At 63.8% G+C, this 24,272-nt stretch carries 26 protein-coding genes; 14 read left to right on the top strand and 12 right to left on the bottom strand.

What is annotated here, in order from left to right; all coding sequences use genetic code 11:
* Both Dvina_RS45395 and Dvina_RS45390 read right to left on the bottom strand, forming a co-directional pair.
* Entirely contained in the window at positions 1-417 is a 417-nt protein-coding gene (locus Dvina_RS45395; protein WP_223097493.1) for a hypothetical protein, read from the bottom strand.
* A gap of 69 nt (positions 418-486) precedes the next feature.
* Positions 487-1,842: a GH1 family beta-glucosidase gene (locus Dvina_RS45390; protein WP_223097492.1), complete on the bottom strand. Its 1,356-nt coding sequence runs from the start codon at positions 1,840-1,842 to the stop codon at positions 487-489.
* Positions 1,843-2,351: 509 nt separating this feature from the next.
* Between Dvina_RS45390 and Dvina_RS45385 the strand changes: the two genes are divergently transcribed.
* Positions 2,352-2,819 carry a winged helix-turn-helix domain-containing protein gene (locus Dvina_RS45385; RefSeq protein WP_223097491.1) on the top strand — a complete coding sequence of 156 codons (468 nt, stop codon included), beginning with the start codon at positions 2,352-2,354 and terminating at the stop codon, positions 2,817-2,819.
* A 207-nt stretch (positions 2,820-3,026) separates the two neighbouring features.
* Positions 3,027-4,106 (top strand): hypothetical protein, encoded by a 1,080-nt coding sequence (locus Dvina_RS45380; protein WP_223097490.1) that lies wholly within the window; start codon positions 3,027-3,029, stop codon positions 4,104-4,106.
* A 93-nt stretch (positions 4,107-4,199) separates the two neighbouring features.
* Here Dvina_RS45380 and Dvina_RS45375 read toward each other — a convergent pair whose 3' ends face one another.
* Complete coding sequence (locus Dvina_RS45375) at positions 4,200-4,691, bottom strand: Uma2 family endonuclease (RefSeq protein WP_223097488.1); 492 nt, start codon at positions 4,689-4,691, stop codon at positions 4,200-4,202.
* Positions 4,692-5,537: 846 nt separating this feature from the next.
* Positions 5,538-6,008: a hypothetical protein gene (locus tag Dvina_RS45370; protein WP_223097486.1), complete on the bottom strand. Its 471-nt coding sequence runs from the start codon at positions 6,006-6,008 to the stop codon at positions 5,538-5,540.
* A gap of 1,305 nt (positions 6,009-7,313) precedes the next feature.
* On the opposite strand from Dvina_RS45370, the gene Dvina_RS45365 reads away from it, so the two are divergent.
* On the top strand, positions 7,314-8,498 hold the full coding sequence (locus tag Dvina_RS45365; protein WP_223097484.1) for a tetratricopeptide repeat protein: 1,185 nt from the start codon (positions 7,314-7,316) through the stop codon (positions 8,496-8,498).
* A gap of 621 nt (positions 8,499-9,119) precedes the next feature.
* Here Dvina_RS45365 and Dvina_RS45360 read toward each other — a convergent pair.
* Positions 9,120-9,674 (bottom strand): Uma2 family endonuclease, encoded by a 555-nt coding sequence (locus Dvina_RS45360; RefSeq protein ID WP_223097482.1) that lies wholly within the window; start codon positions 9,672-9,674, stop codon positions 9,120-9,122.
* 636 nt (positions 9,675-10,310) lie between these two features.
* On the opposite strand from Dvina_RS45360, the gene Dvina_RS45355 reads away from it, so the two are divergent.
* The 3 genes from Dvina_RS45355 to Dvina_RS45345 are packed head-to-tail and all read left to right on the top strand — an operon-like array spanning position 10,311 to position 13,354.
* Positions 10,311-11,711 carry an SIR2 family protein gene (locus tag Dvina_RS45355; protein ID WP_223097480.1) on the top strand — a complete coding sequence of 467 codons (1,401 nt, stop codon included), beginning with the start codon at positions 10,311-10,313 and terminating at the stop codon, positions 11,709-11,711.
* Between the two features lie 30 nt (positions 11,712-11,741).
* Complete coding sequence (locus Dvina_RS45350; RefSeq protein WP_223097478.1) at positions 11,742-12,629, top strand: DNA-processing protein DprA; 888 nt, start codon at positions 11,742-11,744, stop codon at positions 12,627-12,629.
* Positions 12,629-13,354 (top strand): ComF family protein, encoded by a 726-nt coding sequence (locus tag Dvina_RS45345; RefSeq protein ID WP_223097476.1) that lies wholly within the window; start codon positions 12,629-12,631, stop codon positions 13,352-13,354. Before Dvina_RS45350 ends, Dvina_RS45345 begins: the two co-directional genes overlap by 1 nt.
* On the opposite strand, the gene Dvina_RS45340 is transcribed toward Dvina_RS45345, so the two are convergent.
* From Dvina_RS45340 to Dvina_RS45330, 3 genes are all read right to left on the bottom strand, one after another.
* Positions 13,329-13,937 (bottom strand): primase 1D-like protein, encoded by a 609-nt coding sequence (locus Dvina_RS45340; RefSeq protein WP_223097474.1) that lies wholly within the window; start codon positions 13,935-13,937, stop codon positions 13,329-13,331. The two genes, Dvina_RS45345 and Dvina_RS45340, sit on opposite strands and share 26 nt — an antisense overlap.
* 193 nt (positions 13,938-14,130) lie before the next feature.
* Positions 14,131-15,765 carry a restriction endonuclease gene (locus tag Dvina_RS45335; RefSeq protein WP_223097472.1) on the bottom strand — a complete coding sequence of 545 codons (1,635 nt, stop codon included), beginning with the start codon at positions 15,763-15,765 and terminating at the stop codon, positions 14,131-14,133.
* A gap of 437 nt (positions 15,766-16,202) precedes the next feature.
* Complete coding sequence (locus Dvina_RS45330; protein WP_223097470.1) at positions 16,203-16,613, bottom strand: GntR family transcriptional regulator; 411 nt, start codon at positions 16,611-16,613, stop codon at positions 16,203-16,205.
* A 206-nt stretch (positions 16,614-16,819) separates the two neighbouring features.
* On the opposite strand from Dvina_RS45330, the gene Dvina_RS45325 reads away from it, so the two are divergent.
* Positions 16,820-17,215: a hypothetical protein gene (locus Dvina_RS45325; RefSeq protein ID WP_223097468.1), complete on the top strand. Its 396-nt coding sequence runs from the start codon at positions 16,820-16,822 to the stop codon at positions 17,213-17,215.
* Here Dvina_RS45325 and Dvina_RS45320 read toward each other — a convergent pair.
* Positions 17,195-17,920, bottom strand: a complete 726-nt coding sequence (locus Dvina_RS45320) for a phospholipase D-like domain-containing protein (protein WP_223097466.1) — start codon at positions 17,918-17,920, stop codon at positions 17,195-17,197. The two genes, Dvina_RS45325 and Dvina_RS45320, sit on opposite strands and share 21 nt — an antisense overlap.
* A gap of 171 nt (positions 17,921-18,091) precedes the next feature.
* Here Dvina_RS45320 and Dvina_RS45315 point away from each other — a divergent pair, with 171 nt between their 5' ends.
* From Dvina_RS45315 to Dvina_RS45305, 3 genes are read left to right on the top strand one after another with little or no spacing between them, the layout of a single operon-like run.
* Positions 18,092-18,313: a hypothetical protein gene (locus Dvina_RS45315; RefSeq protein WP_223097454.1), complete on the top strand. Its 222-nt coding sequence runs from the start codon at positions 18,092-18,094 to the stop codon at positions 18,311-18,313.
* A 15-nt stretch (positions 18,314-18,328) separates the two neighbouring features.
* Complete coding sequence (locus tag Dvina_RS45310; protein WP_223097452.1) at positions 18,329-18,790, top strand: GntR family transcriptional regulator; 462 nt, start codon at positions 18,329-18,331, stop codon at positions 18,788-18,790.
* 24 nt (positions 18,791-18,814) lie between these two features.
* Positions 18,815-19,360: an HD domain-containing protein gene (locus tag Dvina_RS45305; protein WP_223097450.1), complete on the top strand. Its 546-nt coding sequence runs from the start codon at positions 18,815-18,817 to the stop codon at positions 19,358-19,360.
* Here the strand turns inward: Dvina_RS45305 and Dvina_RS45300 are convergent.
* From Dvina_RS45300 to Dvina_RS45290, 3 genes are read right to left on the bottom strand one after another with little or no spacing between them, the layout of a single operon-like run.
* Positions 19,325-19,789, bottom strand: coding sequence for a hypothetical protein (locus Dvina_RS45300; protein ID WP_223097448.1), 465 nt, complete (start codon positions 19,787-19,789; stop codon positions 19,325-19,327). The two genes, Dvina_RS45305 and Dvina_RS45300, sit on opposite strands and share 36 nt — an antisense overlap.
* Positions 19,782-20,258 carry an NUDIX hydrolase gene (locus Dvina_RS45295; protein WP_223097446.1) on the bottom strand — a complete coding sequence of 159 codons (477 nt, stop codon included), beginning with the start codon at positions 20,256-20,258 and terminating at the stop codon, positions 19,782-19,784. The genes Dvina_RS45300 and Dvina_RS45295 overlap by 8 nt, the downstream gene beginning before the upstream one ends.
* Before the next feature lie 10 nt (positions 20,259-20,268).
* Entirely contained in the window at positions 20,269-21,003 is a 735-nt protein-coding gene (locus Dvina_RS45290; RefSeq protein WP_223097444.1) for an XRE family transcriptional regulator, read from the bottom strand.
* A gap of 433 nt (positions 21,004-21,436) precedes the next feature.
* On the opposite strand from Dvina_RS45290, the gene Dvina_RS45285 reads away from it, so the two are divergent.
* Genes Dvina_RS45285 through Dvina_RS45270 form a run of 4 tightly spaced genes read left to right on the top strand, consistent with a single transcriptional unit; the run spans position 21,437 to position 24,181 of the window.
* Positions 21,437-21,589: a hypothetical protein gene (locus tag Dvina_RS45285; RefSeq protein WP_246655742.1), complete on the top strand. Its 153-nt coding sequence runs from the start codon at positions 21,437-21,439 to the stop codon at positions 21,587-21,589.
* Positions 21,586-22,197 carry a DUF2637 domain-containing protein gene (locus tag Dvina_RS45280; RefSeq protein WP_223097442.1) on the top strand — a complete coding sequence of 204 codons (612 nt, stop codon included), beginning with the start codon at positions 21,586-21,588 and terminating at the stop codon, positions 22,195-22,197. The genes Dvina_RS45285 and Dvina_RS45280 overlap by 4 nt, the downstream gene beginning before the upstream one ends.
* Positions 22,197-22,466 (top strand): hypothetical protein, encoded by a 270-nt coding sequence (locus Dvina_RS45275; protein ID WP_223097440.1) that lies wholly within the window; start codon positions 22,197-22,199, stop codon positions 22,464-22,466. Before Dvina_RS45280 ends, Dvina_RS45275 begins: the two co-directional genes overlap by 1 nt.
* Entirely contained in the window at positions 22,463-24,181 is a 1,719-nt protein-coding gene (locus tag Dvina_RS45270) for an FtsK/SpoIIIE domain-containing protein (RefSeq protein ID WP_223097438.1), read from the top strand. Before Dvina_RS45275 ends, Dvina_RS45270 begins: the two co-directional genes overlap by 4 nt.
* Positions 24,182-24,272 lie beyond the last annotated feature (91 nt).

Raw genomic sequence — 24,272 nt, 5'->3', positions numbered from 1 at the left:
TTACGGCTTGTGCGGGCACCGGTGCAGCGGGCGGCGGGGAATGCGCGCCGGTCGCCGGATCGACACCAGCCGCGACGGCCGCACCGCCGGCTGCTTGGCCGAAGCGGGCGCCGAGGCCGACGTGGCCGCCCCGGCGACCGCCGCGAAGTGCGAGGAGAGCGCGGCGTGCAGCAGCGTCGGCGACGGCTGCGGCGCGACGGTCGACGGGTTGGCCCGGCGGTTGAGCGGCTGGTAGGTGCGCTGCGCCGGGATGTACGGCCGCGACACCGCAGCCGGGCGGGCCGGCGGCAGCACCGCGGTCTCCTGCGGCGACGGCTCCGAGTCGTCCTTCTCCGGCCGCGTCACGATGAACGCGACGACCGCCGCCACCAGGACGGGGACAAGGTAGAGAAGAGCTCCGGCATACTGCTCGGCCACGGCGGGTACTCCCAACGGCTGCGCACGACTGACCTGCGCAACGCTACGGATTCCGCCGTACTCACCGTGTCATCCGGTCGGGTCTTGCTGCAAGTCCGGCCGGGGTGCAGCTGCGGTGCAAACCTGCCGGTACCACTCGTACGAGCGCCGCGGCGTCCGCACCTGCGTGTCGAAATCGACGTGGACGAGTCCGAACCGCTGGTGGTACCCCTCCGCCCACTCGAAGTTGTCCATGAGCGACCACGTGCAGTAACCGCGCACGTCAACCCCGGCGTCGATGGCCGCCCGCACCGCCGCCAGGTCGCCGGCGATGTAGTCGATCCGGAACTGATCGTCGAGATCGGGCCACGAGCAGCCACTCTCCGTGATCCACACCGGCGGCAACCGGTCCCCGTACCGCTCCTTCAGCGACACCAGCAGCTCACGCAGCCCATCGGGGACAACCGGCCAGTCGAACGCCGTCTTCGGGTACCCCTCGAGCTCCAGCCGCGCGAACGGCAGCGGGTCCCCTTCCGGCGGCGCCGCGATCAGGCTCGGGTTGTAATAGTTGACCCCCATCGCCTGGATGGGCTGGGAAATCACCTCGAGATCGCCCTCGAGCACGATGGAGTCGACGTCGGCGGTCGTCAGGAATTCATATCCCGGTGGGTACTCGCCCAGCAGAATCGGCGCCGTGAAGAGATGGTTCTGCACCATGTCGTAAACCGCGGCCGCCATCTGATCGGCCTCGGAGTCACTCTTGGGCCAGACCGGCGAGTAATTGTTCGCGAGCGTCACCGGCGAGCTCGACGTCCGGTGCAGCGCCGAAACCGCCAGCCCGTGCCCGAGCAGCAGATGGTGCACGACCGGCAGCTGATCCGACAGCATCTGCAGCCCCGGAGCGTGAATTCCCTGCACATGCCCGAGGGCGAAATGAATGTACGGCTCGTTCAACGTGATCCACAGCTTCACGCGATCGCCGAGCCGCTCACCGAGCAGCTCCGCGTATTCCCCGAACCGCATGGGCGTGTCCCGGTTCGCCCACCCGCCCAGATCCTGCAGGGCCTGCGGCAGATCCCAGTGGAACAGCGTCAACAACGGATCGATGTTCCGGGCGAGCAGCCCGTCGACCAGCCGCTCGTAAAAATCCAACCCCTCCGGATTGGCCGGCCCGCTCCCGGTGGGCTGCACCCGCGACCAGGCCACCGAAAACCGGTAGGCCCCCGCCCCGAGCCCGGCGATCAGATCGAGGTCGCCCTCCCACCGATGGTAATGATCGCAGGCCACGTCCCCGTTCTGCCCATCGCGAACCTTCCCCGCGGTGTGCGCGAACGTGTCCCAGATGGACGCCCCGCGCCCACCTTCCCCGACCGCTCCCTCAATCTGGTACGAAGCGGTGGAAACCCCAAACCGAAACCCGGGCGGAAACTGCGGAAGATCCGACATAGCCGCGACGCTACCGCCAAACCCCAAACCACGGCAGACCATCCTTCAGTACTTCCAGTGCCCCCCAACCCCGCGGAGCCGAACCCGCACCGCCACCCCGCCGCCCCCGGCACCGCCATCCGCCACCCCGCCGCCCCCAGCACCGCCATCGGCCACCCGCCGCGCCCGGCACCGTCATTTACCGCCGCACCCCGCCGCTGCCCCCCGGCACCGCCATCGGCCATCCCGCTGCCGCCCCCGGCACCGCCATCGGCCATCCCGCCGTCGGCCCCGGCACCGTCATCCGCGGCCCGGTCGGACTTCGCCCAGGCCCATGCGCACGGCTCCTCCGGCCGCCATCCGGTGCCGGTCACGCTGAGCAAGATCTCGATGACCCACTCACGCCGGCCATCGCACCCGCCGACCCACACCATGTCGACCGATCGACACTCCGCCACCGGGCCGTCATTATTGGTAGTACGACAACTTTGTATGGCCCCATGGCCCTATTTGATGATAGCTTGCAGCGCATGCTCGATCGCCGTGCCGACGTGTCGCTGTACCGCCAACTCGCCAGCGCCCTGCGCGACCAGATCCGGCACGGCGAGCTGCCGCCGGGCGCCGAACTCCCCAGCGAGAGCGACCTGTCCAAGCGGCACGGGGTCAGCCGCGACGTTGTCCGCGACGCCATGGCCGTCCTGCGCGCCGAGGGCCTCATCGCCACCGTCCGCGGCCGCCGCGCCATGGTCCGCGAGCCGGCCGTAAAGGTCTCCGTCCAGGCCCCGCCGGCCGCCGAGATCACCGCCCGCATGCCGACCGTCGACGAGCGCCGCCACTGGAACATCCTCGAAGGCGTCCCCTTGATCACCGTCCGCACCACCGACATGGAGACCCATCACCCCGCCGACCGCGTGGTCGTCCACACCGCCCCCGCCCCCGCCCCCGACGGCGCGCTGTATGGCTTCGGCGGCGACGAAGCACCAAGCGACAGCGGCTGACCCGACCGCACAAACCGCCGCCGTCCTCTGCTGCAGGGCTCCACCGGGCCGCCGCATCGGCTGTCCCGGGCCGCGGATCGCATTGTCGGCCCGCGGCTCGTACGGCGGGCAAACCGGTCCATATGCGCTGGTCGCCGGGCCGCCCCGTTACCTTGGTGTGCCCTTTACGGGCAATATGCGCGGCAATCATCGGCTATGGTCGGCCCGGTGACGTATCCACCGACCGGCGGGTTCCCGCCTCACCCCGACCAGGGGCAGCCGGCGTACCCACCGCAGTACGGGGCGCCGCAATACCCGCAACAGCCGCCGATCCCGCAACAGCCGCCGTACTCCCAGGAGCAGGCGTACCCCCAGCAGCCGCAGTACCCGCCCGCGCCCGACTACGCCCAGCAGCCGGCCGGATACCCGCCCCAGGCCCCGCCCACTCAGGGCTGGTCGGCCCCGCCGCCGCCCACGCAGGGTTGGCAGCAGCCTCCACCGGCAACGCAGCAGTGGCAGCAGCCCGCGACCCAGGGCTGGCAGGCCCCGCCGCCCGGCGGACCAGGCATGCCCGGCGGACCAGGAATACCAGGCGGCCCCGGAGGACAGCGCGGCGCCATGCCATGGCTGCCGATCGGCATCATCGCGGGCATCGTGCTGCTCGCCGTCGTCGGAGGGATCCTCGTCATTCCCAAGCTGATGAGCAAGGACGAGCCGTCGACGCCGGAGGCCGGCGCCCAGCCCGGTGCGACAGCCGGGGCGGCGACCACCACCGGCGGCGCACCGACCGGGCGCCCGACGAAGACCTCGACCTCCGCCGCGGCGACCCCGGCGAAGTACGGTGCGCCCGGCGACCTGTGCTCGACGGACCTGAGCGCGCTCGGCATCTACTCGGCCAAGAAGGAGAAGACGACGCCGAACGTCCGCAACACCGGCGGCGTCGCCCGCTCCGACTGCGACTTCGACCTGCGTACCGCGTCCGGCATGAAGGTGACCTTCGGCATCAAGACGCAGGTGTACACCACGTCGAAGGAGGCCAAGCAGTACTTCGACTCCGGCTACGACCTCGACAAGAGCCGCTACTTCGACGCCGACCTCACCGGCATCGGCGAGAAGTCCTACGGGACCAACCGCGACTGGGACATCGGCTCGAAGACCAGCGACTACACAATCCGCGTGCTCGACGCCAACCTGTACCTCTCCATCAGCCTGGTGACGTTCGGCAACGCCTTCGTACCCAAGGACCAGCTAAAGCCGAAGGCCATCGACCAGGTCAAGGCCATCCTCGGCAAGCTCCCCCTGGCCTGACGCCAAGAACAGAGACGAGCCGCGCGGCCCGGAAAAGGCCGCGCGGCCACGACGCTCACACCCGCCACGCGCCGCGAGGGGGCTGAGCGGCCCTTAGCCCAGATGATCGGCGGGTGCGGTGTTCAGCAGCCACGCCAGCGGCATCTTGGTGACCACGTCGTACCCGCCGGACCGCCCGAGCCGATGCTGCGTGACGGTCAGCGCGGGGTCCCGATCGACAAGCCAGTAGCGCGGAATACCGGCGGCCGCGTATTCATGACGCTTGACCATCTCATCGATGGCCTCGGAACCCGGCGACACGATCTCGATGACCAACAGAAGATCGGTGAGCGCGAGCCAGACGCCACGCGGTTGCGGCTTCGACCAGAGCGTCAGGTCGGGTATACGGGCCCCTTCACCGTTCGAGCCGGCGATCCGGATACCGGCCACCTGCAGAATCTGCTCGGCGGGCCACCCGGCCATCGCGAGCCAGACCAGCAGGCGGCTGGCGATTGCGGCACGTTCGGAGTCGGGCAGCGACGCAACCGACAGCGCTCCCTCGGTACTGACCTCATACCGATGCCCATGCGGGTCCGCAGCGGACATGGCGGCAAGATCATCGAGCGTGATGACGGGCGGTATGTGACGGCCGCCGCTTCCTGCACTCGTGAAGGCGAGCCTATCGGCGGGAGCAAGACAAGCGGGGCGCTGACCCGTCGAGCAGGCCGCAGCGCGCGACGAAGGCGGAGCCGGGTGGATGCCGCCCCGGGCCCGCGTCGGCAGCTCCGAGGAGTGGCCGTGCCCGGTGTCGGCATCGGGTGCTCGACGAGGTCCGAGTGCACTGGTGAGCTGACCGCGCCGTGCGCTGGTCAGTGGCCGCGCAGCGGCCATGGGGGCCGCGGGTGGGAACCCCCGCCGCGCCGAAGGCACAGTGAACCAGTGGGCACGGTTGGTTTCGAACCAACGACCCCCGCTTATAGTTCTGCCCGCTCCGTCCACCCGTCGTCCGCGGCGGTCCCTGGCGCGCAAGTGGTGTATAGCTCCGATCGGCTGCGGTCGTCGTTGTTCGCCGCGGTTGCTGTAAGCGTTGTCGTGAGGCGCTTCAGTCCGTCGCTTTGGGGTGGCCTGTACCCGCATGCTTGATCCAGCACGTTCGGTTCTCGTGGTCGACGAGGTACCAGATCCGGCCGCCGGCCGTGACCTCGTACTGCCATTGGTCCAGCCGTCTCCCGCCATGCGTGTCGGTTGCCAAGCTGCCCTTGAGGGGGTGTTGGCGAGGAGTGGGCACTGCGGGACTGGGGTCGGTTTCGATCGCATCGAACGCTGCGCGGGTGTTCGCGGCGGCTTGCCGGCATAGTTCTTCCCAGCCCTTAGCGGCGTCGTTGGAGGCGAAGCGCAGGCTGTACCCATCGGCCCGGGGCGGCGGTGCGGCCCGATCACCGCGTTTGGCGCTCACTGATCCGCCGGTCTTGGCACCGGGCCGAAGTCTTCGAGCGGCTGGGCGGTCAACGCTCGATACAGATCGGGATCGGCGTGAATCTCCGCGGTGTGCCGCCACTCCACGAGCAACTGCGACACCGCCGCGGTGTTGCCGATCGCGGCCGCTGCCTCGGTGGTGGACACGAACTCCGCCGCCATCGCATCGACGTCGGCCGGAGGCAGGAAACGCACCCAGGGCAGGGCGCTCGGAAGCAGCTCGCGAAGCAGCCCGGGATCGCGGCTCGCGACCCCGGCGAGCAACCGGGACGACAAATCGATGACCTCGGCCTCCGCGTCGGCACGTTCAGCGGACATCAGCACGAGGTCCGCGGCGTCACGTCGCCGCAGGCGTACAGCACGAGCCCGCGTCAGACGCTCGGCGGTCTCCGCCGGTTGACGCAGCAGCTCGGAGAAGGGGACTGACTCCAATGGCGAGGCGCTCACATATCAACATTACTTCAGAAGTCGAGTCAAGACGGCACGGCAGCGACCGGTAGACGCTAAGCGGATGCTCGCCGAGCACGATCCGGTTGCCCTAGGGGGGCGCGATACCCTTGACATGGGGGCGCTCGGACTTGAAGCCGAACAGTTGGCGGTGTCGAGGGGGCCGGTGAGCTGACCGCGCTTCGCGCCGGTCAGTGGCCGCACAGCGGCCATGGGGGCCGCGGGTGGGAACCCCCGCCGCGCCGAAGGCGCAGTGAACCAGTGGGCACGGTTGGTTCCGAACCAACGACCCCCCGCTTGTAAGTTCTGCTCGTACCGTTCGTCTAGGTACGCAGGCGTCCTTGGCGTGGATAGGTCATCCAACCCCAATCCGTCCGCGACCACGAGAGTTCGCGGCGGTTGCCGTAGGTATTGTCGTAGGATCGAGTGATCAAATAGCCTTCACGCGGGCTTGATGATCACTTACGTGTTGTAATCGATCTGTTCGTGTGTTGGAGCATCGCCCGGGCGACAGCCAACCGGTCCGCGGCGACTGGATGATCCGCGGTCCATGCGTCCAGGCTTCCGCGGACCAACGACTGATGCATCTCGCCCGGTCGACGGCTACCCTGCGTGATGTGTCGCTGTGGCAGTGTGCGGTGTGGGGCCTATTCGGAGGCGCCGCTGTAGAGGGCCTCGAAATCGTTGCTGCGATCAAACGCAGTGGCGGCCGATGGCCATGGAATCGGCGAAGGGGGCCCCATGTCACTCCAGTGATTTTCGCGATATTCATTCGGCTCGGTATAAGCACTGGTCTGGCTGCAGCTGCGAGCATTTCGCAACCGCTCACCGCCCTCGCTGCCATTAGTATTGGAGTGGCGGCCCCTTTGATTATTGAGAAGATTGCGCAACAGGTTCCGTTGAGTGATAGAAATGATGCTCCGGAAATAAGCCCACCTCCCGTACGTAGACTTCGGCAAGGCGAAAATAGTTCGCCGAAATCGACCGAAGCGAGCGAAACCGGGGTTCATGATGCGAGCTGAAGGATTTGGTGGAGAGCTTATCCGGGCCTTGGCCCGGAATCGGCCACCGTTCGCTCCACAAGAGGTGAACACGGGGAGACCGGGGAATATTTTCAAGAGGGTTTGGTGGCTTTGGGGCCACGGCATGGATGCCGATCGGGGCACTCATCCGAGTTCAGGAATTTTGGCCTCAGATCCAGAGGCATCTAGTCAGCCTAACGGCCGGGGGCAGCTTCCTGCGACTGGCGCTGCGCCATCTGAATCGGCTCCTGAACATCCTCCGCGCGGCTTAAGCAGTGATGAAGTGTTAGGTGAGCTTTCTCCCGGTGAAGCCGTTGCGCTGGGTGAGCAGGCGCTGGCAGATCGGGTGCGTCTGCTTGGTGAGGAGCATGAGGAGACGTTGGAGTCGCGATTTAGCTTGGCGGTTGCTTATGCGGCTGCGGGGCGGCTCAACGAGGCGGTCTCTCTGCATGAGCGGACACTGGCTGACCGGGTGCGATTGCTCGGCGAGGAGGCGCCGGCGACTTTGCGCTCCTTGGATAGCGTAGCCACGGCGTATCGAGCGGTAGGACGGCTCGGTGAAGCCGTTGCGCTGGGTGAGCAGGCGCTGGCAGATCGGGTGCGTCTGCTTGGTGAGGAGCATGAGGAGACGTTGGAGTCGCGATTTAACTTGGCGGTTGCTTATGCGGCTGCGGGGCGGCTCAACGAGGCGGTCTCTCTGCATGAGCGGACACTGGCTGACCGGGTGCGATTGCTCGGTGAAGAGGCGCCCGCAACTTTGCGCTCCATGGATGGCGTAGCTCTGGCGTTCCGGGCAATAGGACGTGTCAAGGATGCGACCAATTTGCATGAGCGAGTGCGAGCCGAGCGCCTGCAAGTACTTGGTGCTATGCATATTGATACATTGCAGGCAATTCACAATCTCGCTGCCAGCTATCAGATGTCGGGGCGACTACTCGAGGCGATTCGTCTCGAAGAAAGCATTCTAACGGCACGTACGGTAGTTCTCGGCGAGCATCACCCTGATACTCTACAGACGGGAAACAATTTGGCGGTAGCGTATCAAGTTAATGGCCAAGTGGATCTCGCGATCTCGATGCACCTGGAAATTTTGACCGCCCGACTTGAACTGCTTGGTGGCGATCATCCCCATACGTTGCAATCTCGCGAGAATTTAGCAACAAGCTACTGGGCTGCCGGGCAGTATGAAGAAGCTTTTGAGCTTGACGAGCGAACGCTCGAACAGCGCATAGTGATCCTTGGCAACGATCATCCGGATACTTTGCGCTCGCGAAATAATCTAGCGATCGACTATCAGGCGATCGGGCAGAGGGCCGAAGCAATTGAGTTGCATGAGCGGAACCTTGCTGACAGGACGCGTGTGCTAGGTCCGAGTCATCCCGACACTGTCGCCTCTCGGACCAACCTTGCGATCGCCCGTGGTGATGGTGGTGCAAGACGAGGCAGCGGGGCGAATCTGCGTCGGTGACGGCACTAATTTCGGGCGAGCTGACTGGCGGTAGTCATGTCAGTTGACCCGCTTGGCAATCAAAGTGTGGATTTTCATTCCGCCGTCGGTCAGTCGCATCGAATTTGCAGGATGCCTCGGACGCCGAGGGCGCCTCGGACGTGCATGCCGGTGAGACCACGTCGCCGGCGTGTTCGCCGCTTGTGTGAGGGACCTTCCCGGGAGGCAATGCAGATGTCGGCAGCACTCAGGCCATGACGGCTGGCGTAGGCGCTGTGCTTGCGGTGAGACGGTCGACGCGGGGGCCTGCGCGGGCAGGTCGTGAGGAGTGGCCGCGTCCGGCATCGGCGCAGTGCACCGTCGAAAGGGCTGAGGGTTGGTGCACTGACCGCGCTCTGCGCTCGTCGGTGGCCGCGGCGGCGGCCATGGGGGCCGCGGGTGGGAACCCCCGCCGCGCCGAAGGCGCAGTGAACCAGTGGGCACGGTTGGTTTCGAACCAAGGAACCCCCGCTTGTAAGTTCTGCTCACCCCGTCCAGCGCCGTCCGCGGATGTCTCGGGCGTGCAACAACAGTCCAGCGCAGGCCGTGCCCGACCGCGCTGGTCCGTGGCGGTTGTCGTAAGTGTTGTCGTAAGGCGGGAGTTCAGTCCAGATGGTCGGCCGGTGCGGTGTTCAAGAGCCAGGCCAGCGGCATCTTGGTGGCTACCCCGTATTCGCCGGACCGACCGAGCTGGTGCTGCGTGACAGTCAACGCGGGGTCCCGATCGACCAGCCAGTAGCGGGGGATCCCAGCAGCCGCGTATTCGTGGCGCTTCACCATCTCGTCAATGGCTTCGGAACCCGGCGACACGATCTCGATGACCAGCAGCAAGTCGGTAAGGGCAAGCCAGACGCCACGCGGTTGCGGCTTCGACCAGAGCGTCAGGTCGGGTATCCGGGCACCCTCGCCGTTCGGACCGGCGATCCGGATGCCGGCCACCTGCAGGATCTGCTCTGCGGGCCACCCGGCCATCGCGAGCCAGACCAGAAGCCGGCTGGCGATTGCGGCATGTTCGGAGTCGGGCGGTGGCACAACCGACAGTGCTCCCTCAGGGCTGATCTCATACCGATGCCCGTGCGGGTCCTCGGCGATCATCGCAGCAAGGTCATCGAGCGTGATGACGGGCGGCATGTGCCGGCCAACGCTACCTGCGCTCATAGCAGTCATCCTATCGGCCGCCGGATCGGCTGCAGGGCAGTGACTCGTCCAGCCTCGAAGCCGAACACTCGACGGTGCCGAGGGAGCCGGTGAGCTGACCGCGCTCCGCGCTGGTCAGTGGCCGCGACGCGGCCATGGGGGCTGCGGGTGGGAACCCCCGCCGCGCCGAAGGCGCAGTGAACCTGTGGGCACGGTTGGTTTCGAACCAACGACCCCCCGCTTGTAAGTTCTGCCCGCTCCGTCCACCAGCGTCCGTCTACGTTCGTGACGTGGATGGGCTGGCCGCCGTTGGTCCGCGCTGTGCAGCGCTGTGCGCGGCGGTTGCCGTAAGCGTTGTCGTAAGTGGTCGGCTCTCGCACAACACGGTTGGCGGTCGATGTCCGGCCGTGTGCCGGCTCGCATGCAGGCCTCGCTGTATGCCGACGTTCGGCCGCTGAATCGAACTAGGTTGCGTGGACCCCGCAGTCTGAGGTCGTACGACTCCCCTGCCACGGGGGCCGGCAGCGTTGCCGCACCCTGCGCGGATGCACGGCAGCAACCAAACCCGCCTCACGGAGAGGTGAGAACGCAACTACATAGCGAACGACGTCGTGTGCCGCCCGCCAGCTGGAGGGCCTCAACGTTTAGCCTTCCACCATGCCAATTTCCGTCCGTGACCTACTTGATCAGTACGGCGAGGCCGCCCTGAGTGGCAACGCTTCGTTGTTCGTCGGCGCGGGACTATCACAGGATGCTGGCTATCCGGGCTGGGGGAGTTTGCTCGCAGAGGCCCGACTCAAGGGTGACATTCCGGACGATGTGACCGATTTGCCCCTTGTTGCCCAATACTACGTGAGCGGGGTACCTGGCGGGCGGGACACGCTGGACGACGAGATTCGGTCGCAAATGACCACGCGACCATACTTGCCGACGCTTGGCCATAAGTCCTTAGCCGCACTTCCGATCGACGATATCTGGACTACAAACTACGATACACTTCTTGAAGAGGTGATGCCGGAAGCCAGGGTTATAGCGACCGAATCCGACCTTCAACTACGTCGAATTCCAGCACGGCGTCGTATCACAAAAATGCACGGCAGTTTTTCCGTCAGTAATCCTAAGACGTGGCTCGCCAGGCCTGTAATCACTCGCAGTGACTATGAATCCTATGAACAGAAGCATCCGCGTATGTGGTCGTCGTTGCGGGCGACGTACCTGACCCGGACCTTTCTGTTCCTGGGATTTAGCTTTACAGACCCCAATGTTGACATCCTTCTTCGTTTGGCGCGGTCAATGGCAACCACCGCGTCTGAGCATTTCACGGTCTTGCGCAAGCCGAGCGCGACTACAGACGAACGTCTTCATGCCCTGAAGGTCCGAGATCTGGAAGCATCCGGTGTTGCTGTATGTGAAATCTCGAATTACAGCGAGTTGACGCCCCTAATGGAACAACTCGTTCGGAGGACGCGACCTCCACTGTTATTCATTGCAGGAAGTGGAGCGGGTCATCTCGACTCCGTGAAGGCCCTCGGTAAGACGATCGGGCACATGCTCGCCGACCTCGACGATCCAATTGAACTTGCTTCATTCGGCGGCGCCGCGGGGATTGCCGTATCGTTTCCGTTCGCATATACATTGCGCGCGATCGGCAAATACAACCCCTCTAGGATCGGATTCCATTTCAGGGAGAGTCATAGTCCTCCGCCGCCATTGCCGGAGCGTGCCGGCACCGCTGTATACGCGTCGAAGGAAGTTGACGAGCTTCGTGCTGAGCTATTCCCGAACTGTAGAGCCATGCTCGTATTGGGTGGCGGTACGACAACGAAAACAGAAGTCGAGACGGCGCAGAAACTCCAGTTGCCGATTATTCCGCTACCTGGTTCGGAAGGAACTGCCAGGCGCATCTACGAGACCAGCACCATTGAAGATCTTCTCGGAGGCGGTGTTTCTGACGCCGACCGGCGAGATTGGAAGTTCCTAGCAAACCCTGAATTTGGGGTATCCGCGCATGCGGCAGTTCGGCTTGTACGCAGAGCGATGTACCTAGCAGGGCGATAAAATGTCGTACCCTTCCGATATCCTAACGACATGACCTACTCCAACGCCGCCCAGGCAGCAATTCTTGCCGCCACCGAGGTGGTTCCAGCGGACTGGCGCGATCTCTCGACGGCGCTGGAGAGCTGTGGCGGTCCAGAAGCTTTGATCACAGACAGCTACATGGACGATGATTGCCGTTCGGGTCTGATGCCATATCTGCGTTCCGCTATCGATCCGGCTAGGCTTAAGTATTGGGAGCGCAAACTAGCAGCCTTGGCCAAGCGCGACAACCCAGCGAAGTTCATTGCGGTTACAGATAGGGAATATCCACAAAATCTGAGGCAGGCCTTCGGTCGCCCGCCCTTCATTTTCGTTGCAGGGAGCCTTCAACCGTCAGATTCTAGATCGATCGCTATAGTCGGAAGCCGGGATGCCAGCGAGTTGGGACTCGGCATTGCCAATAAGCTCGCCGCTGATCTCGCGTCGTCGAACGTTACCGTCGTGTCCGGGCTTGCTCGGGGAATTGATGCCGCAGCGCATCAAGGTGCGATAATGGCCGGCGGACGGACTTTAGCCGTCGTCGCCACCGGCATCGATCATCCGCCGAGTAAGGAGACTGATGCCAGCGTGGCCAAGTTGATTCCTGGAAACGGAGCAGTAATTTCGCGATTTAGGCCAGGCTCTCCGCCGAGCAAAAGTTCATTTGTACTGCGCAACTCGGTCATCAGCGGACTTTCGCTCGCGTCCGTCATCGTGGAAGCGGGAGAGCGCAGTGGCACAAGGACAGAGGCCGATTTTGCGATCCAACAGGGCAGAAAGGTTCTGCTCTGGGAGCCGTCTTTCCGGCACCAGAGATGGATCAAGACGTTTGCCCAAAATTCGCTCGTCTCAATGGTAGATTCCACTGAGGGAGTCTTGGAGGTGCTGGGGGAGGGGTAATGGTGACAAATGATCAACAGTACAGCAGGACTTACCTGGAGGGCCTTCTGGTTCACTGTCCGTCGCTGACGGCGGACTGCTGCCCGATGTGTAGAAGCTGGCGTCCGATAGATGAAAAGTTTTGCGACAATTGCAGTCAGGTTTTCCAGCATCTATCTCAGCCGTGCACATCGGTGGTTCCAATTTCTCTTTACAGTAAGCCCTCGACGCTGCGGGATTGGCTGAAATACTACAAGCCGAACGCTGAGGAGTACGTTCCAAGGTTCTCTGAAGGACTCGCGGCAATTATTCGAACGGCATTAACCGAATCAAGCAACCCACTTGAATACGTGGTGGGTGAATGGGACGCTGTCGTGGTCGTTCCGTCGTCGAATGGCCGCGTCCCCCATCCGTTCGAGTCGGTTTTAGCGGGTGCTGGTCTAGAAAAAAATCTCATGCGTCCCTTGCAGCGGACCGCTGTGCCGCTTAACCACAGGGTCATGAGCGATGAAGCGTACGTCCCAAACATCGACGTAGCTGGCGCCAAGGTACTCCTATTCGATGACGTTTACACAACTGGCTCTCGGAGTCAGAGCGCCGCCTCTGCGCTGCAGAATGCCGGCGCCGACGTCCTTGCGGTTGTAGTTGTGGGCCGCCGGATCAATCCGGAATTCAATGATCGCGCATCCAAGTTGTGGACGGAGCAAGTCGTTCGCAAGTTTAGCTTCCAAGGGCTGTTCTATTAGAACCAGGAGTTGCTACATAACGCACTTGCCGTGGCGGCTCCGCGAAGTTTTTACCTCGTGAAATTCTTAGGGCGCATGCTCCTTCGATAAGCTGGTGCGCGATCCACCGCTGATCAACGAAGGGTGCGAAGAGCGAGAATTTGCCGAGAAAGTTGGCAAGCCCTGCGGCTCCATCCACGGTGCTCGTACCATAGAAGTGGTACGAGTTTCCAGAATCGAAGATATGTCCTGACAGTCCCGCGTGATCTACAATCATCGTAGCAAGATTCAGGTTTTCCGGATTCGGGCGAATGCGGAAGTCCAGCATCGGGATGTGGATCGTCGATCCGTCAATCAAGGTGATCTGCGACGAGAATGTAAGCACCTGATTGCTTTCCAGAGATGTAATTAGGCCGTCGAGCGTTTCTGGCGTTACTGAATTTGCGACCAAGTCGATGTTTTTAAAAGCTTCCATTGGCTGATGGTGATTAGCAGCCTCCAGGACTGCGTCTACCTCAATTGAATCACGCCTAGCGATGAGAAGAACGGCTTCCCAGAAAGGAACACGATATTCTCTTCGCAGCTTCAGGGCTTCATCGACCACTGGCTTCAGGCTTGGCTTGTCAACAATCCGTGCTTCAGTGTCTTGGGTGAGACTAATTGCGTGAAGCCTAATTGACGCTCCAGGTGGAAGGGAATGCAGCAAATTTGGAAGAACGTGAATTACACTTCGTTTGGTCTCCGAAACAATGCTCATCGCATCCCCTAAATGCCGCGTATAAGGTGTATCGATTCGACTAGCGGAGTTCATAAGCTCTAATAAGGTGGGCTCGCTCGTTTAGTAGGAATTCTAGGCGCGCATCGTTCCACACCTCGATACTCGGACGCCCGCCGCGAGCGTTGTGCCGTTCGATCCATGAGACTGCGTCGGCTGTGAATCGACCACTGGTCGCGATTACTAGGACGTCAAATGGCGGGTCCTGCCAGTGCCCAATACTGACGATCGCCTGGTTCGCATCGGTGTCTCGAACGGGTCGAGTGAGCCAGTGCTTGCATTGGATGGCGACGCGTTGTGAACTGTGGCCGCTTAAAGGGTCGCGGCGTAGGCGGATTGCACTTACGTCGCGACCGTGGTCAGGGGCATTGGTATGCATTAGCCATTCGACGTTTTCATATCCATCTGTCTCAACGACTAGCTGAAAAATGAGGCGTTCGAAGGCCTCGGAATTGATCTTGTGCCACGCGAGTTCCATTCCCGCACGCCTGACGGGCAGGTCCACGGGCGAATATGACATCGGGTTATCGAGATTTAATGCGCGTGAGAATAATATGTGGGACAGTGTTGATAGTGGCAGTTGGGAGATTCGCTGATATGTGCTCACTTGCCAACCCTGGGCATATGCGCGATCTATGTCTGATGCGATTCGGGTTACCGCACTGTTGGCTGCCTGCTTGGCGCGGACCGTTCCTTTTGCGTGGTAGGCTGCACTGTCGCGGGCTGCTCGCCATATGAAGTAGTACATTTGGCCTATTGAATACCATTTGAGGCCGCGCCGAAGAACATCTTGCGTCTTTTGGCCGGGCGTGAATTCAAGGCCGTACCCTCGGAGGGCCTCGACGAGGTAGGCCTCGCATTCGGCGGTTGCAATGTCGAACCAGAACTCAGAGAACTGGTCAACCCAGTGGTCTGGCCAATTCTCTCTGGAGCAAACCTCGGCAAAGCTTGCAAGATAGGCTTGAGTTCGTGCAGCAACGTCGCCTTCGCCAGGTAGGTAGTACGATGCCAGCATGGGAAAGAAATTGCCGTTCGGAGTTCCATCCTCTTGCCAGCCAAAAGCATCTAGGGTTGAAGATGGGTGAACTTGAAGCAGGCCTTTATTGATTATCATTTCGATAAGCTTGAAATCAAGGTCGTGTGTCGGTGTCAATCGATCATTTCGATCAACGATGGCGGCGGTGACTCCGTTGAAGATCTCCTCCGCGTCTTCGAAGGCTGCCGCTAGAGTAAGTGCTATTGGCAGGTCGAGATCCTTGGCGACGGGAACGTTTCCGCCATCAATCGTCCCGAAAGTTTCATTCACTGCTGCGCGTTTAGCTGCGTTGGCCCTTTCGCGCTTCTCGTTCTCCTGCCGCTTCTCGGCCTCGATGCATGTTCGACAGCTCTGGAGTGCGTAGCGTGCACCCGCGTTCCAATCCGACCGGGAGCGGTATACGAACCCCTTGTCGCACCCACCGCATCGCCGGCTAGTTGAGATTGCAAAGCATGCCTCGCTAACGATCTTGCTGACTCTCTGAGGCGGGTGTTCATATCGATCTGCAACAGCCTTGACGGTGTGCGTGAAGGAACCGTCAGCGTTGGTTGCCCAGTACATTGAGCAGAGTTCGGCAAGGTCCGTGTGATTCGGGTCGACCTTAACTTCGAACTCTGGCACAAGACCTCCATGTGCTCGCGACGCGATCGGGCCGTCCCGGGTCTGGACCGGCCACGGGCTGGCCGGCAAGCCCTTTTGTGGAGTTTACGCCCGGCGCGCGTCGCAGCTGCATGGCGTGTACGACCGTAGCTGTGCGTAACACTGGTGGGTGCCCACTAGCTGCACGTGACGGGGGTGGTCACTTGACAGACATGAGGAACGCAGGATCTAGACGTGCGCCGCAGCAGCGGCATGTGCTTCGGCAGAGCGCGTCGGCAGTCAGACGGAGTCTGAGGGGCGTGTTCGCGGGTGGGGCCGAATTTGCAAGCCTATGCAGTGTGGCGCTCGCTAACCTGACGCTGGTAGATCATCGCGATTACGCTCGCCACCTCGAACGCTCAGTTTGTGCGCGCTCTAGGCGCGCCTTGTTGTTGCATGTTTGGAGTTCTGGTTGTGCATCAGCGGGTTTGTGCGGTGGTTACGACCTCGACCTCATCGGCCGCAAAAAGTTTCTTGGTGCCGTCTATTTCGCGTACTTCGAGGACCGGAACGCCGGGATCGATGCTTAGTAGGACTCGCTCCTGTCGGCTTGGCATACGGCTTATCAGGCGCTGGTCTCCGTGGAGTGAAAGCACTTTTCGCGCCGCTCGTGGCCGGATGGTCGACGGGGCTCCTCGCCTTTTCGTAATGAGGCCTTCATCGCGTAGGACGGCCAAAGCGCGACGAACGGTCATTCGGCTTTGTTGGTGCTCATTACAGAGTGCTTGCTCGGATGGAAGTGGACTGCCGACAGGGTAAACGCCGTTGACAATCCGTTCGCGCAGGAGATCGGCAAGCTGGAGATAGAGGGGTTCGTAGCTGTTCATCATGGTCTCGACTCTAAAAGCGGATCCGTGTGGCTACAAGGGAGTTGTGGCAAGTAGTTTGGGATCGAATGCGAAGGCGACATGCTTGGACGTCCTTGCCGTCCGCAGACGTCTCGCACGCGGAGGTTCCGCACCGTGACGCAAATCGGAATCCTCAGCAGAGGGCGCAGTTGCAAGCTGCTCGTCTGCTTAGGGAGATGATTTGAGTCATGGATCGCGGTGTTGAAGACGCGTCGCACGCTTGCGGAAATTGCGCATCCATTGAGTTGCGCTACCTGGTATCGCTTCGTGTGTGCTACTACCTGACGCTGCACATCAGGAGCGTCCGATTCCGTGAGAGAGTCGTCGAGGATATCGCCGAGAAGTTCGCGAAGGTCTCCGTTAAGCTGGAAGATGACGAGTTGGACTTTCACGGCTTCTTCGAGGCGTACCGTGCTCAGGTCGAAGAAGAAATTGACCCAGCGATGCTGCGGGCTCATCAACACGAGATCGAGTACTGCCGGGTGTGGACCAACCATGGGGCCAGGCTGTGCGGGCAGACCCAGCTAGTCCAGCCGAAATTCAGCCGGCACTACCGATCGCGGTCAGCCAAGCGGGCGAGCTGAGGTCCAAACGCGCTCAATGGCGTCGAGGTAGACCTTGGTCATGCCATCTGGCTGCTCGCGGTGTAGATGCAGCACCGGCGCATACGCGGCGGGAGTGCCCTGGACGTGGATGTTGGCGAACACATCGTCGTCGGCCCGGTAGATGGAGTTGTAGAGAACCGTGTCGTGCAGGCGTACCTGGACGTTTGGAGCGCGGGTCAGGAGCTTGATCGGAACGAACGCGTTGCGGATGCGGGCGGCGAGCGCATCATCGAGTCCTTCATCGGTGCCACGCCTGGCAACGTGTATGCCGTGTGGGTCGCCCAAGGCGATCCGGACCGGTACACCGGCTCTGGCCTTGGTTGCGATGGCGCGGAGTACGACGGGGTCTTCCAGGATGAACAGCGCGCTGTACACCACGATGTCGATCACCTGCTCGGCGCTGCGGAAGAGGCGGCGCCAAGTATCCGTTGGTACCAGGCTGCGGTTGGCGTACGTGGTGACGACCTCGTCCGTGGCCTGCTGTGTCTCCCGTGGAGCAGTATCAGGCCATAGGTCGGCAACGGGCCAGCCGGTCAGGCGGGAGAGCGCATTGCGATGGCGCGGGTACGGCACGCGGCCGGCGAACCAGCGGTCGACGGTCTTGGGGTCGACGCCGAGACGGGAAGCGACGTCGAGGCCGTCGAGCCCAGCGCCGGCCAGTGCCCGGGTGAGTGGATGCCGCACGTCAACCTCCCGCAGAGCATCGAATGCAGCCGATTCTAGTCAAGAAGTCCCTAGACGTCCCTCAAACGTGGTGCCGAGCCGGGGACGTCTCGGGACAGGCTGGCGATGACGACACGCCTTGACCAGTCGGTCCGCCCACGTGCGATGTCGGCTTGCGAGAGCGAGGCAGACATGTCCGAGGCACAACAGAGTGCGGACGCGTTGGCGTTGGCGCTGGAGGATGCCGGGTTCGACGTCGGTCTGGAGTTTCCCCTGCTCCAGGCTGCGATTGGTCATGACGGGACGCCCGTTGTGGAGGTCGGACACCTGACCCCGGCTGTTGCCGGACGGCTGGCTGATCTGGTCGCGAGGGCGGCCGGTAGCGGCATCGCCGTCGAGGGGCTGCCAGACTGACGACCAGCGAGGCACATGAGGAAGGACGGCATGCGGTCAACGGCTTGGGGTGCCTACAGAGGCATCACGGAAGCGCTGCGCATGAGGCTGGCCTCCGATGAGTTCAAGCCTGGCGCCGCCCTGCCGTCGGAAGCTGCTCTAGTCGCCGAGTACGGCGTCGCTCGCAATACCGTCCGGCGCGCCCTGGACCAGCTCGCCGAGGAAGGGCTGATCGTCACCCGCCCGGGACGAGGTCGGCTGGTCGCAGATCCGGATAAGCCTGCTCAGCCGATCCAACCCCAGTACCAGAAGATCGCAGCCGCACTCAGGGAGCAGATCGAGTCCGGAGAACTAGCGGCCGGCGCGATCCTGCCGAGTGAGTCTGCCCTGGTCGCGCGATACGGGGTCGCCCGCGGCACGGCACGGCAGGCCCTCGCGGCGCTGCAGGACGTCACCGTGTCGGTGCAGGGCAAGGGTCGGTACGTGAAGCCCCAGTGATCGACAGGCTTTAGTCTCGGACATGTGGAACATGTTCCGTGGGCCGTCGACCTGGCACGCCGTCTCCTGGCCGAGCCGCTGCCAACAAGGTGGGCGCATGTCCAAGGCGTCGGGCACACCGCCGAGGACATCGCCCACATCGCCGGCGACGACGCCGAACTGCTGATCTGCGCGGCTTGGCTGCACGACATCGGCTATGCCCCAGACCTGGTCAAAGCCGGCTTCCACCCGCTCGACGGTGCCCGCTATCTCCGTGACGTCGAACATGCCGACGAGCGCCTGATCCGCCTGGTCGCGAATCACTCCTGCGCGCTGATCGAGGCCCGCAACCGCGACTTGGCCGACGATCTCAACAGGGAGTTCCCGAGCCCGGCCGACTTCCTGCTCGACGCACTGACGTTCTGCGACATGACGACGAGCCCCACGGGTACTCCGGTCAACCTGGACCAGCGGCTGGCAGAGGCGTTCGAACGCTACGGCGACGGGCACCTCGTCACTCGCTCGCTCACGGAGGCGAGACCGCAACTCCAAGCGTCAACGGACCGGGTTCTGGCCGCTCTCGGCCGCTGATGTCAGCCGGCCCTGCTCGTTGCGCGTCCAGCGGCGCCCGGCACTGTCCAGGAACTCGATCTCCACGGGTTCCGGCTCGACGTATGAGCGGCGCCACGACTCCGGCGCTGGTCGACGGACGGTTTGCCCAGGTGGGACCAGCCCGACGAACTCCGTGTCGCCGCCCTCCGGCATCGGGAGCTCAACCTCGTAGATCGGCATCTCGCTGGCGTTGTGGATGTGAAATGCCAGCTCACGGGCGTCGTTCGGTTTCCGGTACTCCTCGATCCACGCGCTGATCCGTGCTGCCTGGCCGCGCCGCTCATCCTCGGCCCGCTCCGCTTCGCGGTTCTGCTCCCGCCTCAGCAGTACGAAGCCGACAACGAAGGCTCCGACCGTGCCGAGAGCGGAGAAGACGCTGCCCGCAGCGTTGACCCAATCGCTATCCAAGGTGCAGCTTCCCGGCGCGGGTCAGGAAGTGCTCGATCCGAAGCCGCATCGACGGGTGCATCGTCAGGCCGTTAAGTGCGGAAGGCGCCACCCACACGACCTCCCGCGACTCGTCACTCGGCGTCGGCTCCCCGCCCAGCGGGCGAGCGATGTAGACGATGGAGAACTCCTGCCGTACCTCGTTATTCGAGGTGTAGAGGATGACGTGTCGTGGGTCGGTGTAGATGCCGACCAGGCCGACGACCTCGACGTGGATGCCGGTCTCCTCGAACGTCTCCCGCACCGCGCAGTCCGTCATCGACTCGCCGGCCTCCATCGCCCCACCCGGCAACGACCAGTTGTCGTTGTCCGTGCGATGGATCAGCAGCAGCTCCCCGGCGTCGTTGACCACGACCGCGTTCGCGGACGGGACCAAGCTGTTGGCCGGGGGAGCGGCAGGGTCGTCGAAGAAGTCGATACGGCGGGCCAAGAGCGGAACCTCATTCCAGTGGTGTGCCGGTCTCCCAGACGCGGTCGAAGCTCTCGACGTAGGTGCCAACCATGTCCCCGCCCTCGACGTGCCGAAGATGCATCACCGGAGCGTTGGAGGCTGGCGTGCCGTAGATGTGGGTGTTAACGAGCGCCTGGTCGTCAACGCGGTAGATCGAGTTGTAGAGGATCGTGCGGTGCAGGCGGAACTCCACGCCATCGATCTCGCGCAGTGGCGAGTACAAGACCTGCGCCATCCGGCACCGCGCGGACATGTCCATGTCGATGCCCTCGTCCACCCCGCGCTGTCGGACTTCCTCGCTCTCGGGGTCGCCGAGCAGGACGCGAACCTTGACGTCGTTCTCAGCCTTACGCCGGATCGCCCGCAAAATGCCCTGGTCCTCCGGGATGAACAGCCCGCTGTACACCAGGATGCCGATCTCACGCTCAGCGTTGTCGAAGAAGTTCCGCCACAACTCCGACGGCACTGCCCACCGCGCCGGATAGATGGTGACGATCTCGCTCTCGGACGCGTTCGCGACCTGGTCACGGGTCCGCGCGTCCGGCCACAGATACGCCTCGTCCACCCCGAGATGCGCCGCAACCTCATAGCGATGCCGGCGGTACGGCGTCCGGCCGGCGATCCACCGCTCGACGCTCTTCGGATCAACTTCCAGATGGTCGGCCAGATTCACCGGCGTCACACCGCGTTCCAGCATGACTGAGCGGAGGCGTTCGTTCTTCATGGCTCCCCGTCACAGGACGTCTCGGCAGTTGCCCACCCTATGGGAGACATCTTCGATACGTCCAGCCATGCCCTGAACACGTCCCGTCGATGTGCGCCATCCTTATGGCATCGAAATCCAACGAACCTTCACCGGTACCCCGCACACGTCTAAACTTGAACATGGTGTACATGTTTACAAGCGAAAGGAGCTGTCCACGTTGCCGCTACCCACCCCGCTCGAAGGTGAAGACCGCTGCCCCTGCGGCGCCCAGCTCGACCGGGACAACCCGACGTACTGCCGCAAGTGCCGCGCCCGAACCCGCTACCAGCGCCGCCACACCGGACGGCAGATCCACCGCCGCCCCGGCCCCAACTCTTCGACCCCGAACAACTAGCGAAAGGAGCCCACGCTGACTATCTCGGTCTCAGCCGTCCTCCTCCTCGGACTGCTCGTGTACCTGCTCTGGCGCTACACCCACACGCCCATTTGGCACATCGCCGTGTGCGTCCTCTTCGGCTACTTCCTCGCCGAATCCTCCATCGCCCCCAACATCGCCCGACTCCTCACCACCGCAGCCCACTACCTCTCGGGGCTGGACCTGTGACCGCCCGCCGCGACGGCTGGGTCATGGCCGGCATGCTCATCGCCGCCACCTCCGCAGCCGTCGCCAGCTTCACCGGCCTCCGCGGATTGGCCCTGCTCTCGGGATGGCCGGAGCGCCTCGCGATCCTGCTCCCGGTCACGATCGACGCCTACGCCATGACCTCAGCCCGCGTCTGGCTGGCCGGCCTCAGTCCCCAACGAGCCATCCGCTTCGCCCGCGCCAACGCCATCGGCGCCATCACCGCCAGCATCCTCGGCAACGCCATTTACCACGCCGCAGCGGCCGGCCTCATCGCTGTCACCTGGCCCGTCGTCGTAGTCGTGGGCGCCGTTCCAGCAGCCGTACTGGGCCTGACAGCACACCTGCATGCGGTCCGGACCGGAGACGAGCCCAAGCCTCAACCGCCGGCCCCGGTCCCGGCCCAAGACCGGACCGACGATGACCTGCTCTCTGCCGCCCGCGTAGCCGACTCTGAACACCGCGCGACGCACAACGGCCGGCCCATTACCCGTGACGCTCTTCGCGCAGCGCTGCGCATCTCTGGCCCCAAGGCAACCACTCTCCGTCGAACGTTGGCGGCCGAACGAGAGGAGGCACAGACCCGCTGATGACTGAAGCTCCCACACCAACGGTCGACCGCGACGCCGTCCGCGCCCACATCAACGCGGCGGTCACGCGCGGCACCCGCGTGGCGCTCTGGACCGCCGTTGCCGACGTGCCCGTGCTGCTCGCCGAGATCGAGCGCCAGGCCGAACTCCTCACGCTCGCCCGCACCGAACACGCCAACCTCCTCGCCGCCGCTCAAGCGACGCTGAGCGCCGCTCTCGACGGCGATCCCGACGCGCTGACCTACCTCCGTGACGAGGTTCAGCGATGAGGGCGTTCAGCCGGAGGCATCGTCGGCAACTGTTGCTGCTCGACGAACGGCCGAGCCTGCTCTTGGCGCTGGGCCGCTTCCTATTCCGGTACCGCTCCGAACTCGCACCATTCGCGACAGCAACGGCGCTGTTCATGGGCGGAGCAGTGTTCCACTCCCAGGAACCCGATGCCGTGCCGTGGCTCTTCGCGGCGACTGTCGGCGTCGCCGCGCTCACGCTGACACGCAGCTTTCCGTGGAACATCGATCGAACCGAAGAGCGCATCTACGCCGCGGTAGGCACCCTCATAGCCGGCGGCTGGCTCACCGCGGCCACTGCCCTTGGACCGTCACACGAGCCTTTGCCGCTGCTCCTGCTCACCGCCACGGTCGCACTGGCCGTGCCGTGGTGGACTCACCGACGGAGGCGTGCCCGGGTCCGCGTCGACCGGGCGATCCAGGCGTGGCCGGACATCGCCGAGAACATCGGGCTGGCCGGCTCGCGGGTCATGTCGGCCGTGGTCGACATCTGGGGTTGGCGCGCTCGGCTCCACCTTGCCAACGGCCAGAGCGTCGCCGATGTCCTGAGCCGCGTCCCTGCCATCGAGTCCGGGCTCGGCACCCGACCGGGCGCCGTCCGCGTCGAACCCGACCCAGCGCACGCCGGCCGGTTCATGATGCGGGTGCTGGCAGCCGACCCCCACGCGGGCGCAATCCCGTGGCGCGGACCGAGCGTCCAATCCATCAACCATCCGATCGAACTCGGTGTGTTCGAGGATGCGGCAACGGTCCGTATCTCGTTGCTGCGTAAGCACATCCTTATCGGCGGCACGACTGACGCGGGCAAGAGCGGCGTGCTGAACGTCATCCTCGGCAACCTCGCCGCCTGCCCCGATGTCGTGCTCTGGGGAATCGACCTCAAGGGCGGCATGGAACTGCGTCCGTGGGCATCCTGCCTCGCCAGGCTCGCCACTACGCCCGCGGAAGCGGCCGTCCTGCTCCGCGATGGCGTTCGCGTCCTCGACGCCCGTGCCGAGGCAATGAGCCGCGCCGGTGCTCGCGTTTGGGAGCCCACGCCGAAGGCACCCGCTCTCGTCATCGTCGTGGATGAGTACGCCGAGTTGGTCGAGCAGGCACCCGGCGCGGTCGAGGCTGCAGAGTCCATCGCCCGGCGGGGCCGAGCGGTGGCAACGACCCTTCTTACCGCGAACCAGCGGCCGACCCAGAAGTCCATGGGTGGGGGAGCTCTGCGCTCACAGATGAGCGTCCGCATCTGCCTCCGCGTCCGCGAGCGGCGAGACGTCGACCTGATCCTCGACCGAGGCATGCTCTCGGCCGGCTGGCACGCGCACACCCTCGATGCGCCCGGCAAGTTCTACATCCTCGGCGACGGTCACACCCAGCCGAGACGTGCTCGCGGCTACCTGGTCACCGACGAAGACGTCCAGACGACGGCCGCCCGCTACGCCGAGAGCCGGCCGCCGCTGGACGGGCTGTCTGAGGGCGCCCTGGTCGAGGCGGACGACGTCGTCGAAGGCGAGGTCGTCACCGAACCCGAAATCACGCTCCAGATGGCGCTCAGAGACGCGCCGAGCGACGGGTTGAGCGTCCCCGAACTCATGCACTTCACCGGAATGAGGCGCACATGGATCTACGACCGGTTGCAGCAGTACGTCCAGGACGGCCGGGCCGCTCAGGTGGCCCGCGGGCGCTGGAAGTCGTCCGCGGACGACTGAACGTCCGTCCGTCTCTTGCACGCGTCTGCGCATGTCAGCGCACGGACGGACGGCGGACGGACGTTGACGCGGACAACCCACGACCTGAGAG

This window comes from Dactylosporangium vinaceum (assembly GCF_019904175.1).
Taxonomy (GTDB): domain Bacteria; phylum Actinomycetota; class Actinomycetes; order Mycobacteriales; family Micromonosporaceae; genus Dactylosporangium; species Dactylosporangium vinaceum.
The sequence above is the reverse complement of the archived record's forward strand: the minus strand, read 5'-3'. Positions and strand labels throughout refer to the sequence as shown.

Coding starts and splice junctions, on each gene's coding strand:
- Dvina_RS45390 (WP_223097492.1), bottom strand. CDS start 1,842: ATGTCGGATCTTCCGCAGTTTCCGCCCGGGTTTCGGTTTGGGGTTTCC.
- Dvina_RS45385 (WP_223097491.1), top strand. CDS start 2,352: ATGCTCGATCGCCGTGCCGACGTGTCGCTGTACCGCCAACTCGCCAGC.
- Dvina_RS45375 (WP_223097488.1), bottom strand. CDS start 4,691: ATGTCCGCTGCGGACCCGCATGGGCATCGGTATGAGGTCAGTACCGAG.
- Dvina_RS45360 (WP_223097482.1), bottom strand. CDS start 9,674: ATGAGCGCAGGTAGCGTTGGCCGGCACATGCCGCCCGTCATCACGCTC.
- Dvina_RS45355 (WP_223097480.1), top strand. CDS start 10,311: ATGCCAATTTCCGTCCGTGACCTACTTGATCAGTACGGCGAGGCCGCC.
- Dvina_RS45350 (WP_223097478.1), top strand. CDS start 11,742: ATGACCTACTCCAACGCCGCCCAGGCAGCAATTCTTGCCGCCACCGAG.
- Dvina_RS45345 (WP_223097476.1), top strand. CDS start 12,629: ATGGTGACAAATGATCAACAGTACAGCAGGACTTACCTGGAGGGCCTT.
- Dvina_RS45330 (WP_223097470.1), bottom strand. CDS start 16,613: ATGATGAACAGCTACGAACCCCTCTATCTCCAGCTTGCCGATCTCCTG.
- Dvina_RS45325 (WP_223097468.1), top strand. CDS start 16,820: ATGGATCGCGGTGTTGAAGACGCGTCGCACGCTTGCGGAAATTGCGCA.
- Dvina_RS45315 (WP_223097454.1), top strand. CDS start 18,092: ATGTCCGAGGCACAACAGAGTGCGGACGCGTTGGCGTTGGCGCTGGAG.
- Dvina_RS45310 (WP_223097452.1), top strand. CDS start 18,329: ATGAGGAAGGACGGCATGCGGTCAACGGCTTGGGGTGCCTACAGAGGC.
- Dvina_RS45290 (WP_223097444.1), bottom strand. CDS start 21,003: ATGAAGAACGAACGCCTCCGCTCAGTCATGCTGGAACGCGGTGTGACG.
- Dvina_RS45275 (WP_223097440.1), top strand. CDS start 22,197: ATGACTGAAGCTCCCACACCAACGGTCGACCGCGACGCCGTCCGCGCC.
- Dvina_RS45270 (WP_223097438.1), top strand. CDS start 22,463: ATGAGGGCGTTCAGCCGGAGGCATCGTCGGCAACTGTTGCTGCTCGAC.